Source organism: Paenibacillus sp. FSL H7-0942, from assembly GCF_045040715.1.
GTDB classification, from domain to species: domain Bacteria; phylum Bacillota; class Bacilli; order Paenibacillales; family Paenibacillaceae; genus Paenibacillus; species Paenibacillus amylolyticus.
The window spans coordinates 6,361,735-6,375,727 of sequence record NZ_CP150279.1 but is presented as its reverse complement, the minus strand read 5'-3'; the positions used below and the strand labels follow the sequence as shown (position 1 = coordinate 6,375,727).

Sequence of the window (13,993 nt, the reverse complement as noted above, 5' to 3'; positions counted from 1 at the left end):
GATGGTTTCTTCTCCTCTCTGTTTCTCCTGTTTATGTGTGTGACGAGTCAGCTTGGATGAACCGGCTATACATGGCATCCAGAATATGCTGAAGCTCGGAGTGCAAAGATTGAATGGCAGTTACGTTCTCCAGATTGTGCATCATGCCCAGAATAATGGCACGCCGCGGTGTGAATTCCATCATCTCCTGCCGGAGAATGGCAATGGTCTCAAGTACATCATTCTTTGGTTGCCCAGCAGGCAATTCGGAGGCAGCAATATCCTGCATTTGCTTGATAATATGAATAGGATGCCGCATCACCGTGGAATCCGGATGGGGTTCGGTAATCCATGCAGGCCAGTCCTCCAAAGGAATCAAAGGCAAAGGTCGCTGCTTAAGGAATCCGTGCGCTGCATAGTCCATCATTTGCAGTAAATTTGTTGCCATCTTGGTAACAGTAAGGGAAGGCATCTCCGTAAACCAGATCTTGACGTAGGAGAGGAACAGTCCCTGTGTCAGCAAAATAAGGTCAATCGTATAAGGTTCAATCTCCGATCCGTACTGCTCCTCCAGCTTATCCTTAAACCAATGTAAGGTACGTACCTCCAGATCTCTTTGCAGCGGATGGCATTGTTCCTTGCGTTGCTGTTCATCATCCATCATCATGCTGCGCATCTGTACTCGCAAAAACTCCTTAAGTTCGGCAACATGGATGAGCAGTGTCTCAATCTGCTTGTGCAGACGTTCACGTGAGGTAAGGCTGGTTTCATGCTCGATCTGTGTCATCTCGTCCATGAGCGTGTACATGCAGTACTCCAGAGTACTGGCTTCTAATTCCTCTTTGGATTTGAACATGATGTAGAGGCTGCCTTTGGACATCCCGCATAATTCTGCAATCTCTTGCATGGATGTTGCAGCACTGCCTTTGGATGAGAATAACTTGAGTGCTGTAGTAATGATGAGCTTTTTCTTCTCATTCATCTCATGTATAGGGTTCATTAACGATGCATTCACCTCATCAGGGAACTTGTGAGTTCTTGAATTGACTTTAAGGTCAAAATAAGTATAAACGATCTGGTTAAAGGAATTCAAATGGGAGTAAATTGGGAAAATGTATATGGGGAAAAGTGGCTGATCAAAGGGAAGGAGAGACGGCAAGTAACAAGGTGCAGCTTGTATGTACGATAGGGATAAGGTATCAAGAACGTTTAAGTTAGTTTCCTCCAGTGAAGGCGTACAAGGCGAGTATAATAATAGCGATTAGAGCGATGAGATAGAAAATGGCCATGGCGATCAGAAGGGTATACCCGGTAAAAGAGCCCATGTGTGCCAATAATTTTCTCATGAATACGACATCCTTTCTTACGTGGCAAAGTATAAAGAGGTTCCCTATTTATATCATTCCCCAAAAAAGACGACTTCCTGATCGAAGTCGTCTTTTTTATATTACAGAATTTAATAGATATCATAATGGAAGCTAAGAATTACACGATAACGGAGATTGCAGAACCAACTTGAAGAGACGAAATGTTCGCCTTAAAGCTTTCTGTAAGAAAGCTTCTTCGGAAGCATATGCTATCACCGGAGATATAAAGTATAACTTCATTTCACTTTCGTTACGTGATCAGTTTCAGACCAACGGCTGCCACCAAAATCATCGCGATAAACAGGATACGCTTCGCTTCTTTCCGTTCACCGAACAGGAACATGCCTGTTAACGTACTGCCGACCGTCCCGATCCCCGTCCACACGGCATACGCTGTGCCCATGGGAATGGACGTCATGGCATAGGACAACAGCGAGAAGCTGAACACAAACGACACCAGCATAAGTACGATGTATGGCCATCCTTTCTTGGTGGAAGCACCATTAATACCGATTACGCCGAAAATTTCACATATCCCTGCACCTACAATTGCCATCCAAGCCATTATACTGCACCTCCTTTGGCTTCTTGCTGATCCGTAACCAGCTTCAGTCCAATTACGCCGCAGAGCAGCAGCCCGATGAGCAATACTTTGGCCAAGCGGAACGGTTCACCGAACAATACCATTTCCGTAAGGACGGTACCCGCCGTACCAATTCCCGTAAAGACGGCATACACCGTACCCACAGGCAATCTTTTAGAAGCGGCAATGATCAGTCCAAAGCTGATCACGATGGCAATCCCCGTTAAAGTCCACTCCCAGGCATTCGAGGCATGTTTCAGCCCGCTTACCCAGACAATCTCAATAACTCCACCGATAAATACATATAACCAGTTGCGGTTCATGTTGTTAAATCTCCTTCCGGCACAACGCTGTGTGCCTCGTCGTTCAGATGATGAATGCCATGCCAAAATACAGGCCAGGCTGCTTCCAACCGTCTCTTGTACCGACGGGAACTTCCATAGATAATTTCCACGGTAATACCGTCGAGAAACGTCATAAATGCAATGGCGGCTTGTTCCGCGGGAAGGGGCGGTATATCTTCATTACGCATTGCCCTTTGCAGCAGACGAGTCAGTGCACGTTCCATACCATCGATAAACGGATACACTTGATCCATCACTTCGCCATACAGAGAAAGTGGGGGGTAAAAACAATTACGCAACATCAAACGAGCCGAAGCATGGGCATTGTATTCTTGTTCGAACCAGATCAACAAGCCTTTCAGCCTCTGCTCCAATGGCAGATCCGCATGATCACGGAAATATTCCAGTGTGTGCCGTGTTACCTCGTGAAATGCAAAGTCCAGTGTGTGTAAAAACAAGTCATCCTTGCAGCTGAAATGCGCATATATGGACGGTTTTTTAATCCCGACTTCATCAGCAATAGCTCTTAGAGAAGCTCCCTCATATCCATCTCTGGCAAAATGGAACAGGGCTGCATCCCGAATGGATTGTGCAGTCATTCAATCACCTTCCTAACGGTCGTTAGGTAATTATATTTCCATACTTTACATCACCTGTCAAGATGAAAATATCCGCCTGCACAGTAGAGTACAGGCGGATATAACAGGTATGGATGTGGTTTCTGATCAAAAGGTCGTAAGACCCAGAATCAGTTGCAACTTATATAGGATACCTTTCAAAAACGTAGTCTTCTCCTGGAACTCATCCAGGTCTAACGTGAACTCGGCATCATTATTATTCCAAATACGCTCAAAATAATTCGCGATATCAAGCGTGAACTTATTGTCTGGAGGTGCAGCAACCCATAGATCATTCTCCAGATTGTAGTCATTCATGTTTCGTGGTGTAAAGTTGGTTGAACCCCCTAGGACAATATGATCTCCGGTTGCTTTGGCAAGATAGATCATCTTGGTATGGTATTGCTCCTTGGTGGTGTTATACCAGCGGATCTGTATTTTACCGTCGGATTTATCATGCAATTCAGCGGCGACAGGACGGTTCGGAATCCCGATCTTTTCCTGACCAAAAGCATTTTCATTTGGATCTAGTACAAGCCGGATCTCGGTTCCTCGTTTTGCCGCTTCCAGCAGGGCTTCCAATACTTTCGGAGAGGCCACATAGAACATGCCCATCCATAAGGTGTCACCTTTGCCAGCTTGATTGATCTCATGGAGTACAGCGTCATTCACTTTGCCTTCAGTTAAATAGCGTATTCGCAAATCTCCCGTGTTTGAATTGGAGGAAGGAGCTGTGTAGGCAGGAACCTTGCCTCCGCCTGAGATGTCGAGAACAGCTTGCTCGGACTGAAGAATATCGCCAATGATTGGACCTGTTACTTCAAATGCAATATTCGAGTGGTAGGCACTCGCATCATGGATATTGCCAGAAGAGACAATCGCTGTCTTCTCACTAACAACAACTTTACGATGATTGGCCTTCACATTGAGCAGCTTGAGATAGGAACGCACAGTGACATCCGGACCATCCGTGGCCATCAGGTTCTTGATCCAGCCATCTCCAGATTGGCCAAACCATTGGAAGAAGGTCCGCCAGACCGCAGAGTATACTGGAGTTGAATCACGCAAAGGGTCCACATCCGTGATGACCACATGAATGCCTGCTTGTTTCATTTGTTCCAGCAACGGATTGGGTGCTGAGTTATAGTTGGTATTTACTTCATCTGTAATGAACCAAATGTCCATGTCCGGGTGCTGATTTTTTTTGGCGACCAGCGCTTCGGTGAATTCAGTACTAACGGGAGGAAAGTTTTGTCCCTTGTGCTGATAATTATTGAACAGGAACATATCCACCAGGACAAACTGCTCTGCTTCCTCCACAATCTGCATCATGCGCTGGAAAATCTGCTGCTCGTGCTCCATCTGTCCGTCGGAGGAAGGATAAGTGAGGTCATGCAGGAACTCGACTTGATCCACACGATACTCCGGACTTTCGTAGGAAATGCCCGTTGGTAATGGTTTGTAGGTCTGATAGAGCATGACGGCGATGAGCCATAGGACCAATAGGACGAGTCCTGTTCGTATGTATGGAAATTTGCCGCGTGAAGACTTGCGGTCTGATGTATGGCGGCGTAATGAGGCCAACGGTGGACTCCCCCTTCTGTACTTGCTGACTTCTATTACCACACGGATGATAACGTTGACGCAGAAGAACCCGCTAGCATAACGAATGTAGTGGTAAAATGCATATGGCAAAATTGGCAGTATGCAATCGACAGGTGTCTGAGCGTTGTGTATAATGAGTGTATTATTTTTGTAGAATGTTAGGGTTTTCATATGCCTGACAAGGACGGGGAACCAATGATATAACCTTTGAAATCTGGACATTTAGGAAAGAAAGTGGGTAATAAGGTGTATTCCATCAAACAAGTCGCTGCCATGCTCGGTATCCCGACGGTGACGCTCCGGGCTTGGGAGAATCGATATAGTGCGGTCACCCCTGAGCGGACGGAATCGGGTTATCGAATGTATACCGAAGAGAATGTTGCGGATCTGCGCTGGTTGAAAGAACAGGTTGAGCTACATCAGACCAATATTTCGGAAGCGGTACGGATGTTGAAAGTAAACAAATTAAATCCGCCCGAGGCTGTGCCCACGCCGATCATGGCTCCGGTGCCTACGATGGAAGAAGCCTACGCACGCATGGCAGATCAGATCTATGACTCGCTCTACAACTTTCAGGGTGAACGTGCCAATGGTTTGATTGATTTTGGGTTCACCATGTATGGGTATGACTCGATGTTCTATCATGTGTTGGTGCCCATTCTGGTTCGGGTTGGAGATGCATGGGAGCAAGGCAGGGCTTCGGTGGCTCAGGAACACTTCATGACACAGCTGATATCACAGCGCTTTTATCAGTTTTTCCATCTGTTCCCGATCTATCCGCATCTGCCCAAAGTTCTGGCGTTGTGTCCGGAAGGGGAGCACCATCAGGTCGGATTGCTGCTGTTCTCTCTTTTTATGCGCAAAAATGGAGCGGAAGTACTGTATCTCGGTGCGAACACGCCAGAAGAAGGTATCTTCCCGATTATCCGGGAGCAGAAGATCAAGTTGGTCTGCCTGTCGATCACAAGTCCAGGGCTTCTTGTTAAATGTGATCAACTCGTCGAGCGGATTAAAAACGAGTTCCCGCATATTCGCTTTGTACTTGGTGGAAAGGGCTATGAGCGTGCAGAGCATGCGCGTTATCCGCAATGGATTATGCCGGAGAGTTCTGCGGACTGGCAGTCGTGGATGGAGCGTGAATATCTCTCCGAGCGGTCACCTGGTGCACGGTTTGGACAGGCCAATAATTAAACATAATCTCAAATGATATGAATAGGTTAGTGTATAAAGGACATCCTTTGACGAAAGTGATCAAAGGGTGTTTTTTGTGTTTATAAATGGATTACCAGGTATTTTGACCGACGGGTCATTTTTTGGTTTACAAGCTCGTATAATATTTGTATTATATTTGTATAATGTTTTTGCTAGTTACCGCTTAAAGTGTTCTTGGGCGGTTTAATAATAGGTTAGGGGCTAGAGAACTATAGGAATTCCCTACATAGAAAGGTGAGTGGCATGATACCGAATCAACAACGCAAACGTGCAGCTGTCATTGGCGCAGGTCCGGGTGGACTTGCAGCAGCGATGTTATTGTCCGGTCAGGGGTACGAGGTAGATGTGTATGAGAAACAGCCAGTCATCGGGGGGCGTTCTGCCAGATTGGAACTGGGTGAATATCGATTCGACCGGGGTGCTACATTTTTGATGATGCCACAGCTGATCGAAGAGATGTTCGATGTGGTGGGACGCAAATTATCCGATTATGTGGATATGAAAGAGCTAACTCCGCTGTACGCACTGAACTTTGGTGATAAGGTGTTCACGCCTTCTCGTAATCGGGAAGATACAGCTGCACAGATTAAGGAATTGTTTCCGGGCAATGAAGACAATTACCTTCGGTTCATGCAAGAAGAAGAAGTGAAGTTTGGCAAAGTCATGCCTCTGCTCCGTCGTCCTTTTGGCAAGCTGACTGACTATCTACGCAAGGATGCGGTAACAGCTCTACCTAAGCTTGATGTCCACAATACAGTCTATGGAATCTTGTCCCGCTATTTTACAGACGAGCGTCTGCGCTGGGCATTTACATTTCAATCCAAATACCTTGGCATGTCTGCCTGGGATTGTCCGGGTACCTTTACCATATTATCGTTTATTGAGCATCACTACGGATTGTTCCACCCCATTGGCGGCGTGAATCGGATCTTCCAAGCCATGGCCGATGTCGTGGAAGAATACGGAGGACGCATACATACTTCCACCCCGGTGAAACAGGTCATCGTTCGCAATGGTCGTGCAGAAGGTGTGTTGCTTGAGAACGGTGAACGCATCGAAGCAGACCATGTGGTGGTGAACGCCGACTTTGCACATGCGGTTAACCATCTGTTTGAACCAGGCGTGCTTAAGAAGTATACCCCGGAGAAAATGAAACGCAAAAAGTATTCCTGCTCTACAGCAATGCTGTATCTGGGCGTGGATGGTGATGTGGACCTGCCGCATCACTCGATCTATTTTCCCGAGGACTACCGGTTAAACGTTGATGAGATTACAAAGCATAAAATGTTATCAGCCGATCCATCTCTATATATTCATAACCCTTCCAGACTTGATTCGACGCTGGCACCGGAAGGGAAATCCGCTTTGTATGTTCTTATGCCTACGCCTAACCTTACCGCAGACATTGATTGGGAGGCAGAACGGGAGAATGTGCAGGAGGCCATGATGAAACGCATGGAAGGCATTCCTGAGCTGGCAGACATACGCAGCCGTATTGAAGAATGTATGCTGTTCACTCCACTTGATTGGGAGACTGAACTGGATGTGTATCGCGGAGCAACGTTTAATATGGCACACAATCTGGGTCAGATGATGTATCTGCGTCCCCATAACCAGTTTGAAGAGTTGAAAAGTGTATGGCTGGTAGGCGGCGGAACACATCCGGGCAGCGGGTTGCCCACGATTTTCGAATCGGCACGGATCAGTGTCAGACTGATTCAGGAAGAGGACGCACGCACACGTTCCAAGCCATCCTCTTATGTGAAGACGGCAGAAGCCAGAGGGCATTCATGAAGCGGGCCGCTATTGTAGGCGCAGGGATTGGCGGACTCACTTCGGCACTGTTATTGAACCGTCAAGGCTGGGATGTCACCGTGTATGAACGGGGTTCCCGCGTTGGCGGACGCATTGGATATGAGCAGGAAGGCGAGTATCGGATCGATCAGGGGCCAACGATCGTACTGCTGCCGGAGATGTTACTTGGCATCATGGAGGAGGCAGGCGTAGATCGTTCGAAGATTGAGTTACTTCGCTGTGATCCGTTATACAGAGTGCATTACCACAGTGGTCGTGTCATGACCAAGATGACCTCACGTGAAGAGCAGACGGCGGAGATTGAACGTTTGTTCCCGGGAGAGAGCCGGGGATTCACACGATTCATGAAAGATATGGACACGTTGTTTCCGGCAGGCCGGGCAGCTTTTCTGGAAAGGGCTTTTCCACGCAAAAGGGATTTCTTCACCCCTTCGCTCATGTCCCTCATGGGCAGATTGCGTGCACACAAAAGTGTCCGGAAAGCGGTAGGCGATTATTTTGAGCATGAGGAACTGCTCGATGCATACTCACTGCAAAGTTTATACATTGGTGGATCACCGTTTGGGACGCCAGGTATCTATTCCCTTTTACCTTACGCAGAGCATGAATATGGCATCTGGATGGTCAAAGGTGGATATGCAGCATTGCCGGCCATTCTGGAACAGGAACTGATATCACGTGGTGGACGTGTCGTGCTGAATTCGGAAGTGACCGGACTCAAGATTAAAAATGGTGTGTGTGAAGGTATAGAAACGGCAGCAGGCGCAGAAAATGTGGATGCAGTTATCTACAATGGTGATTTCCCCCATCTATCAGGTTTGCTTGGGCAATCACCAGAGGTAGCACGTAAAAGAAAACCGTATCGTCCCTCTTCCGGATGTGTATTGCTCTATGTGGGCGTGGACAAAACCTGGGAAGATGCAACGACGCACCAGTTCTTCCTGCCACCGAGTCTTGAAGGCAGTTTGCAGGAAGTGTTCAATCAGCGACGCATTCCGGCAAAGTCCTCATTTTACGTATTTAATCCGGTCGCATTGGATGAAACTGCAGCGCCTCAAGGACAGAGTGTATTATATTTCCTCATTCCCGTACCAGATGCCGAAGGTGTCGACTGGGATCAGGAGAGTGAAGCATTGGCAGAACGGGTACTGGAAGAAGCGGAGCAACGTGGATTCCCGGGACTTCGTGCAGCGATCAAGTGGAAAAAGGTACGTACACCCGCTGACGCAGAGCGAGACGGGCTCTATGGGGGCGGAAGCTTTGGTATAGCACCTGTATTGTTCCAGTCCGGTGTATACCGACCGCAACCCAAACCATTCCCTAATATAAAGGGATTATATGCCGCAGGAGCATCTGTACATCCAGGTGGCGGAGTGCCGATTGTAATGCAGAGTGCACGGATGGCCGTCAATCAACTCATGAAGGAGATGGGAACATGAATGAAGCGATTTTGAGCAGGTGTGAAGAGTTGATGCAAAAGGGTTCTTCCTCTTTTTATCAGGCCTTTAGAGGGCTGCCAAGTCCACGTCGGGAAGCGGTATATGTCATTTATGCCTTCTGCCGCATGATTGATGACAGTGTAGACGAGCCGGAACATTCGCCCTATACGATTCACGAGATCCATGATTTGTTTGATCAGTTGGACGACGCGGAAGGACATTTTATCTGGCCAGCACTGAGATGGTTGTTCAACAGTTTTCCTCATCTGGATAAGGGGCCATTTTTCCGTCAGATGGAAGGGCAACTCACGGATCTTAAAGTAACACATTATACAACGATGCAGGAACTGGAGCATTATTGTTATCTGGTGGCCGGAACCGTAGGCGAGATGTTGTTGCCTGTATTGAGAGATGATAACGGCGCAGAAGTAGCGATGAACGGGATTGCTTTGGGTAAAGGGATGCAGATCGTTAATATTATTCGGGATGTTGGTGAAGATCGGGCCAGAGTGCGTCGGTATGTTCCGCTGGAAATCATGGAGAAGCATGGTTACACCGAGCAGGACTTTGAAGACGGGGTTGTGGACGAACGTTTTATTGCCATTGTTCATGAATTAAAAGCTGCAGCATTGAACTGGTTCCGTATTGGCATGGATCGTCTGGATACGTACCCAACGGAAAGTGCGTTTTCCATCGAGCTGGCAGCAGCCTTTTACTCCACCATTCTACACGCCGTTGAACGCAACGACTATGACGTATATACCAAGCGGGCATATGTTAGCGATGAATTGAAACTGGAGATGCTGGGTGCGATTGTGAAACGTTACCCGATGCTGGCCTATCAAGCCTCCCGAACGGCGGTATCCTGATGATCCAGTGGCTTTACTGGGCGTGGTATGTCATTGGAGCAACCTTGATGCTAACGATCGGTGTGCCTGACGTATTATCTTTTTCAAATGGTTTATTTCTAATCTTCTACGCATTGTATGTGCTGGATCTGATCTATCAAGGGCGTAATCGGACAGGCCTGTCCGACCAGTCAGTCATCTGGCTGAAACCCGGACTCTGGATATCCTCTGTGATTATCTGGCTTGGAGGTATGGGCGTAGAGTGGGTAGGCGTTCATACGCATTGGCCCTTTGGTGAGTATGCTTACTCAGACTTCTTCGGGATTCATCTGTTCAGTGTGCCAGTTACGCTGGGTTTCGCCTGGATCGCAGTGGTGGGTAACTCGGCGCTGTTAAGTGGCGGTGGTTCAACGTGGACTGGCAAATTTCTTCGAGCAGTGAAGACCGGGTTCTGGGCGATTGTACTTGATCTGGTGCTCGACCCTGTTGCGCATGCAAGAGGATTCTGGGAGTGGCAAGCCCCAGGTGGATTCTACGGTGTTCCGTGGACCAATTACATAAGCTGGTTTATCATGGGTGCATTCTTATCCCTTTTCCTTCCGGCCATGCCTAATGACCGTAGCTCATTGCTGCGTGCAAAATGGTTGTATCAGCTGTTTATTCTTCTGTTCGGCCTGCTTGCTCTAAAGGAAGGGATTACGGGCAGCTTTATCATCGCCATTGCTGGTGTGCTTCTTGCCGAAGGGAGCTGGCTCTATGATTCGCGCCGTAAAATCAAAACCGTTTAATCGTATTTTTGCCTTATACAATCACTATTATCTGCTACGTCGGCGCTTCCGCTCCTTCACGCTCACAGGGTCACTGGACCCACAGGTGGACATCAGGGACAACTCCCCGATTGAAGCGACTCGTCCGGTGATCTATTTCATGAATCACAGCTCATGGTGGGATGGTCTGCTGCTCTATCATGCGGCCAGGCAGACATCGCGGGGTGATCATTATGTGATGATGGAGGAGCAACAGCTTCAGCAATATGCTTTTTTTCGTAAATTGGGTGCGTATTCGATCAATAAGGAGAGTGCGTCCGGTATTCGGACCTCTCTACAGTACACCAGTGAATTATTGGATTCAGGTAAAAGGGTCTGGATTTTTCCCCAAGGAGAAATATTGCATCAGGAGGCCAGACCAATTCAGTTCCGTCCAGGCATCGGATTGTTGCTTCGTCGTTCTCCGAATGCCATCGCCGTACCGGTAACCTTGTGCCATGGGATGGTCCAGCATGATCTACCGGAAATATCGATGCAGGCGGGCCCAGCTGTGATGGAAGACTGGAAGGCGTTGAAGAGTGAAGAGATTGCCGCCAGACTCGGCCATGTGCTGGAACAGCAGTTAGACGATCATAGATCAGAGCTTATACGGATGGGGCAGGGAAGTTTGCCAGATGCGATTCCACTGATTCGTCATGTACGTTCGACAAGTGAAAAATACGATGCGGCACGAAAGCGGGTGAACCGTTAGCATGAATGCATCTGAAATCTTCTGGATTGTGCTTACCTGCATATTGGGCATACAGTTGCTGTTCGCTCTATGGAACGTCTCCTGTCTGCCCAAAGTGCGTTCATTCCGAGCAGATCGAATACAACCGCCAGATCTGCTGGTCTCGGTGCTGATTCCAGCCAGAAATGAAAGACTACATATCGAAGGATGTCTTGAAAGTGTACTCGCAAGCGATACGTCAGGATTCCGGATGGAAGTATTGGTGCTGGATGATCGCTCCGAAGATGAGACAGCGGCCATGGTACAAGCGATTGCGGATCGCGATGCACGTGTGCGTTTGCTGCATGGCGTTGATCTTCCCGAAGGCTGGATGGGGAAATCCCATGCGTGTCACAGGCTGGTTCAGGAGGCCAAGGGAGAATGGTATATGTTCGTGGATGCGGATGTGCGTCTGGAGCCAAGTGCCATTCGGCAGACGCTTGCGGCAGGGTGTGAGCAGAGCGGGGGGCTGGTAACCGGTTTTCCTTATCAGGTAACAAAGACGTGGATGGAAAAGCTTGTTGTGCCCATGATGGTCTTCACCATCATCAGTCATCTACCCATTTTTATGATACGCAGATCATCCAGTCCGATGTTTGTGGCCGCTACGGGGGCTTTTTTGCTGATTCATCGCTCCAGTTACGAGGCTTCCGGTGGTCATGCTGCCATTCAGGCACATCTGGTGGATGACATGAGTCTTGCCAAAGCAGTCAAGCGTGCAGGTCATCCGGTTATGCTGACAGACGTGCATGACGTAACAAATACCCGCATGTATCAGAACGGTGCAGAAGTATGGAACGGATATAAGAAAAACATGTACGAAGGTATGGGGCGCAAAGACGTGCTGCTGCTTGGCACGATGTTAATGTATACACTGATGTATATTGTGCCTCCACTAGGATTGATTATTGGACTCCTTATGGGCAGTTCGATGTTCATTCTGTATGGATTGATAGGAACTTTATTAGGTATGGCTGTGAAAAGAGTAGCGGATCATGCTGGCGGACAACCCTGGTGGCTTGCCCTTCTGCAACCGGTCAGCATGGCCTGTGTCATTGCCATCGGACTTGCTTCCTGGCAGGCAGGCCGCTCCGGCAAGGGGTATGTATGGAAAGGTAGGCGGTACAGTTGAGAGGTAACGTCATTATAATCGGTGCAGGATTTGGAGGTCTGTCGTGTGCAATACGACTGGCTTCACAAGGTGTGCAGGTGACCATTCTGGAACGGCAGAAGCACGTAGGTGGCAAGCTGCAGCAGATTGAGCGGGACGGGTATCATTTTGACCGGGGACCGAGCACAATCACGATGCCATCGACCTTTCGTTCAGTCTTCGACCATGCGGGTGTAGCAATGGAAGATTACGTACAGTTATATGAGTTAGAGCCGCGCACACGTAATATTTTCGCAGATGGCACAGTGGTAGATTTGTCAGGTAATCGTGGGTGGATGAAGGAGCAGATCGCAGCGTACAGTCCGGAGGATGCGGCTCGTTATGATGCATTTATGGATGAGTCTGCTGCGCTATATGCGGAAGCCAATCGTCATTTTCTCGGTAAGTTGCTGCTGTCTCCTTCTGACAAATACAATCTTCAGATGCTGCGCAGCCTGCTCCGCGTGCGGCCAACGGTGAAGCTGGATAAGTTGCTGCGTTCGTATTTTCAACATCCACATACGCTGGCTATGTTCGGACGGTACGCGACCTATGTGGGATCATCACCGTATCAATCGCCTTCCATTTTTGCCATGATGGGGCATGTGGAAGCAGAAGTCGGCATCTACGGGGTCAAAGGTGGAACCTATCAACTGATCGAAGGAATGACCCGGCTGGCTCGGGAAAAAGGTGTACAGATCATTACCGGCACAGAGGTCCGGCAGATTGTTGTTCGGAATGGTAAAGTGGCAGGTGTAGACACGGATCAAGGCTTTCGGGAAGCCGAACAGGTCGTTGCCAATGGAGATGTGCTTAGCGTGAATCGACTGCTGCTCGCACCGGAACATCGGAAAGAGATGAGCAATGCGCGCATACGGAAGTATGAGCCGTCCATTTCGGGATTTGTGACGCTAGCGGGTGTGCGAAGGCAATATGATGCGTTGTTACACCATACGGTCTTTTTCCCGGAACGGTATGAACCGGAGTTTGACCATATTTTCCGTGATCGTAAAATGCCTGTCGATCCCACGATCTACATCTGTTATTCCGGTTATTCGGAAGCAGGCATGGCCCCGGCGGGAGCCAGTAACCTATTCATTCTGGTCAATGCCCCCTACTTGTCGGATTCGTGGAATTGGGAGCAGCAGACGGAACGTTACGGTGCGTTTGTACTGGAACAATTGGCGGCGCGGGGAATTACCGGGTTGAACCAATCCGATGTGCTTATCCGGTACACACCGCAAGATATCGAACGGGATACCTTGGCGCATCAAGGGTCGATCTATGGCATCTCGTCCAACTCTGTGAAGCAGACCTTCATGCGACCGGGCAATCGAAGTAAAGATGTACAAGGACTCTGGTACGTCGGCGGAACGACACATCCAGGCGGTGGAACCCCGATTGTAACGTTGTCCGGACAGCTTGTTGGTGAGCAGTTGGCATCTGAAATCTTGAGATAGTTCGTTGTGCAGGATGATGGAGTGAAATGTGTTCTGTT

General features: G+C 48.6%; 14 protein-coding genes. 8 read left to right on the top strand and 6 right to left on the bottom strand.

All coding sequences use genetic code 11. The features are described from left to right. Nucleotides 1-31 precede the first annotated feature (31 nt). From MHI48_RS27980 to MHI48_RS27955, 6 genes are all read right to left on the bottom strand, one after another. Nucleotides 32-961 carry a TetR/AcrR family transcriptional regulator gene (locus MHI48_RS27980; RefSeq protein ID WP_164783302.1) on the bottom strand — a complete coding sequence of 310 codons (930 nt, stop codon included), beginning with the start codon at nt 959-961 and terminating at the stop codon, nt 32-34. Between the two features lie 232 nt (nt 962-1,193). Continuing rightward, nucleotides 1,194-1,325: a hypothetical protein gene (locus MHI48_RS27975; RefSeq protein ID WP_268748587.1), complete on the bottom strand. Its 132-nt coding sequence runs from the start codon at nt 1,323-1,325 to the stop codon at nt 1,194-1,196. A gap of 271 nt (nt 1,326-1,596) precedes the next feature. Beyond that, complete coding sequence (locus tag MHI48_RS27970) at nt 1,597-1,911, bottom strand: multidrug efflux SMR transporter (RefSeq protein ID WP_017691901.1); 315 nt, start codon at nt 1,909-1,911, stop codon at nt 1,597-1,599. After that, on the bottom strand, nt 1,911-2,252 hold the full coding sequence (locus MHI48_RS27965) for a multidrug efflux SMR transporter (RefSeq protein ID WP_036612625.1): 342 nt from the start codon (nt 2,250-2,252) through the stop codon (nt 1,911-1,913). Before MHI48_RS27965 ends, MHI48_RS27970 begins: the two co-directional genes overlap by 1 nt. After that, nucleotides 2,249-2,872: a TetR/AcrR family transcriptional regulator gene (locus tag MHI48_RS27960; protein ID WP_036612623.1), complete on the bottom strand. Its 624-nt coding sequence runs from the start codon at nt 2,870-2,872 to the stop codon at nt 2,249-2,251. Before MHI48_RS27960 ends, MHI48_RS27965 begins: the two co-directional genes overlap by 4 nt. Before the next feature lie 126 nt (nt 2,873-2,998). After that, nucleotides 2,999-4,474 carry a phospholipase D family protein gene (locus MHI48_RS27955; RefSeq protein ID WP_036612621.1) on the bottom strand — a complete coding sequence of 492 codons (1,476 nt, stop codon included), beginning with the start codon at nt 4,472-4,474 and terminating at the stop codon, nt 2,999-3,001. Between the two features lie 267 nt (nt 4,475-4,741). Here MHI48_RS27955 and MHI48_RS27950 point away from each other — a divergent pair, with 267 nt between their 5' ends. From MHI48_RS27950 to MHI48_RS27915, 8 genes are all read left to right on the top strand, one after another. After that, a complete protein-coding gene (locus MHI48_RS27950; protein WP_036612617.1) occupies nt 4,742-5,686 on the top strand; it encodes a MerR family transcriptional regulator in 945 nt (314 codons plus the stop codon). Nucleotides 5,687-5,950: 264 nt separating this feature from the next. Next, a complete protein-coding gene (locus MHI48_RS27945) occupies nt 5,951-7,501 on the top strand; it encodes an NAD(P)/FAD-dependent oxidoreductase (RefSeq protein WP_036612615.1) in 1,551 nt (516 codons plus the stop codon). Then, a complete protein-coding gene (locus tag MHI48_RS27940) occupies nt 7,498-8,961 on the top strand; it encodes an NAD(P)/FAD-dependent oxidoreductase (protein ID WP_017691907.1) in 1,464 nt (487 codons plus the stop codon). The genes MHI48_RS27945 and MHI48_RS27940 overlap by 4 nt, the downstream gene beginning before the upstream one ends. Next, the gene (locus MHI48_RS27935; RefSeq protein ID WP_036612612.1) at nt 8,958-9,830 is read left to right on the top strand and encodes a phytoene/squalene synthase family protein; all 873 of its coding nucleotides are present in this window, start codon (nt 8,958-8,960) and stop codon (nt 9,828-9,830) included. The genes MHI48_RS27940 and MHI48_RS27935 overlap by 4 nt, the downstream gene beginning before the upstream one ends. Then, entirely contained in the window at nt 9,830-10,597 is a 768-nt protein-coding gene (locus tag MHI48_RS27930; RefSeq protein ID WP_036612610.1) for a carotenoid biosynthesis protein, read from the top strand. Before MHI48_RS27935 ends, MHI48_RS27930 begins: the two co-directional genes overlap by 1 nt. After that, nucleotides 10,566-11,327: a lysophospholipid acyltransferase family protein gene (locus MHI48_RS27925; protein ID WP_036612609.1), complete on the top strand. Its 762-nt coding sequence runs from the start codon at nt 10,566-10,568 to the stop codon at nt 11,325-11,327. The genes MHI48_RS27930 and MHI48_RS27925 overlap by 32 nt, the downstream gene beginning before the upstream one ends. Nucleotide 11,328: 1 nt before the next feature. Next, entirely contained in the window at nt 11,329-12,477 is a 1,149-nt protein-coding gene (locus MHI48_RS27920; RefSeq protein WP_340018647.1) for a glycosyltransferase family 2 protein, read from the top strand. Then, nucleotides 12,474-13,955 carry an NAD(P)/FAD-dependent oxidoreductase gene (locus tag MHI48_RS27915; RefSeq protein WP_036667781.1) on the top strand — a complete coding sequence of 494 codons (1,482 nt, stop codon included), beginning with the start codon at nt 12,474-12,476 and terminating at the stop codon, nt 13,953-13,955. The genes MHI48_RS27920 and MHI48_RS27915 overlap by 4 nt, the downstream gene beginning before the upstream one ends. Nucleotides 13,956-13,993 lie beyond the last annotated feature (38 nt).

Bases quoted from the DNA above. Each gene is read 5' to 3' on its own strand.
- MHI48_RS27940 (WP_017691907.1), top strand. From the start codon at position 7,498: ATGAAGCGGGCCGCTATTGTAGGCGCAGGGATTGGCGGACTCACTTCG.
- MHI48_RS27935 (WP_036612612.1), top strand. From the start codon at position 8,958: ATGAATGAAGCGATTTTGAGCAGGTGTGAAGAGTTGATGCAAAAGGGT.
- MHI48_RS27930 (WP_036612610.1), top strand. From the start codon at position 9,830: ATGATCCAGTGGCTTTACTGGGCGTGGTATGTCATTGGAGCAACCTTG.
- MHI48_RS27970 (WP_017691901.1), bottom strand. From the start codon at position 1,911: ATGGCTTGGATGGCAATTGTAGGTGCAGGGATATGTGAAATTTTCGGC.
- MHI48_RS27945 (WP_036612615.1), top strand. From the start codon at position 5,951: ATGATACCGAATCAACAACGCAAACGTGCAGCTGTCATTGGCGCAGGT.
- MHI48_RS27960 (WP_036612623.1), bottom strand. From the start codon at position 2,872: ATGACTGCACAATCCATTCGGGATGCAGCCCTGTTCCATTTTGCCAGA.
- MHI48_RS27975 (WP_268748587.1), bottom strand. From the start codon at position 1,325: ATGAGAAAATTATTGGCACACATGGGCTCTTTTACCGGGTATACCCTT.
- MHI48_RS27965 (WP_036612625.1), bottom strand. From the start codon at position 2,252: ATGAACCGCAACTGGTTATATGTATTTATCGGTGGAGTTATTGAGATT.
- MHI48_RS27980 (WP_164783302.1), bottom strand. From the start codon at position 961: ATGAATGAGAAGAAAAAGCTCATCATTACTACAGCACTCAAGTTATTC.
- MHI48_RS27925 (WP_036612609.1), top strand. From the start codon at position 10,566: ATGATTCGCGCCGTAAAATCAAAACCGTTTAATCGTATTTTTGCCTTA.
- MHI48_RS27920 (WP_340018647.1), top strand. From the start codon at position 11,329: ATGAATGCATCTGAAATCTTCTGGATTGTGCTTACCTGCATATTGGGC.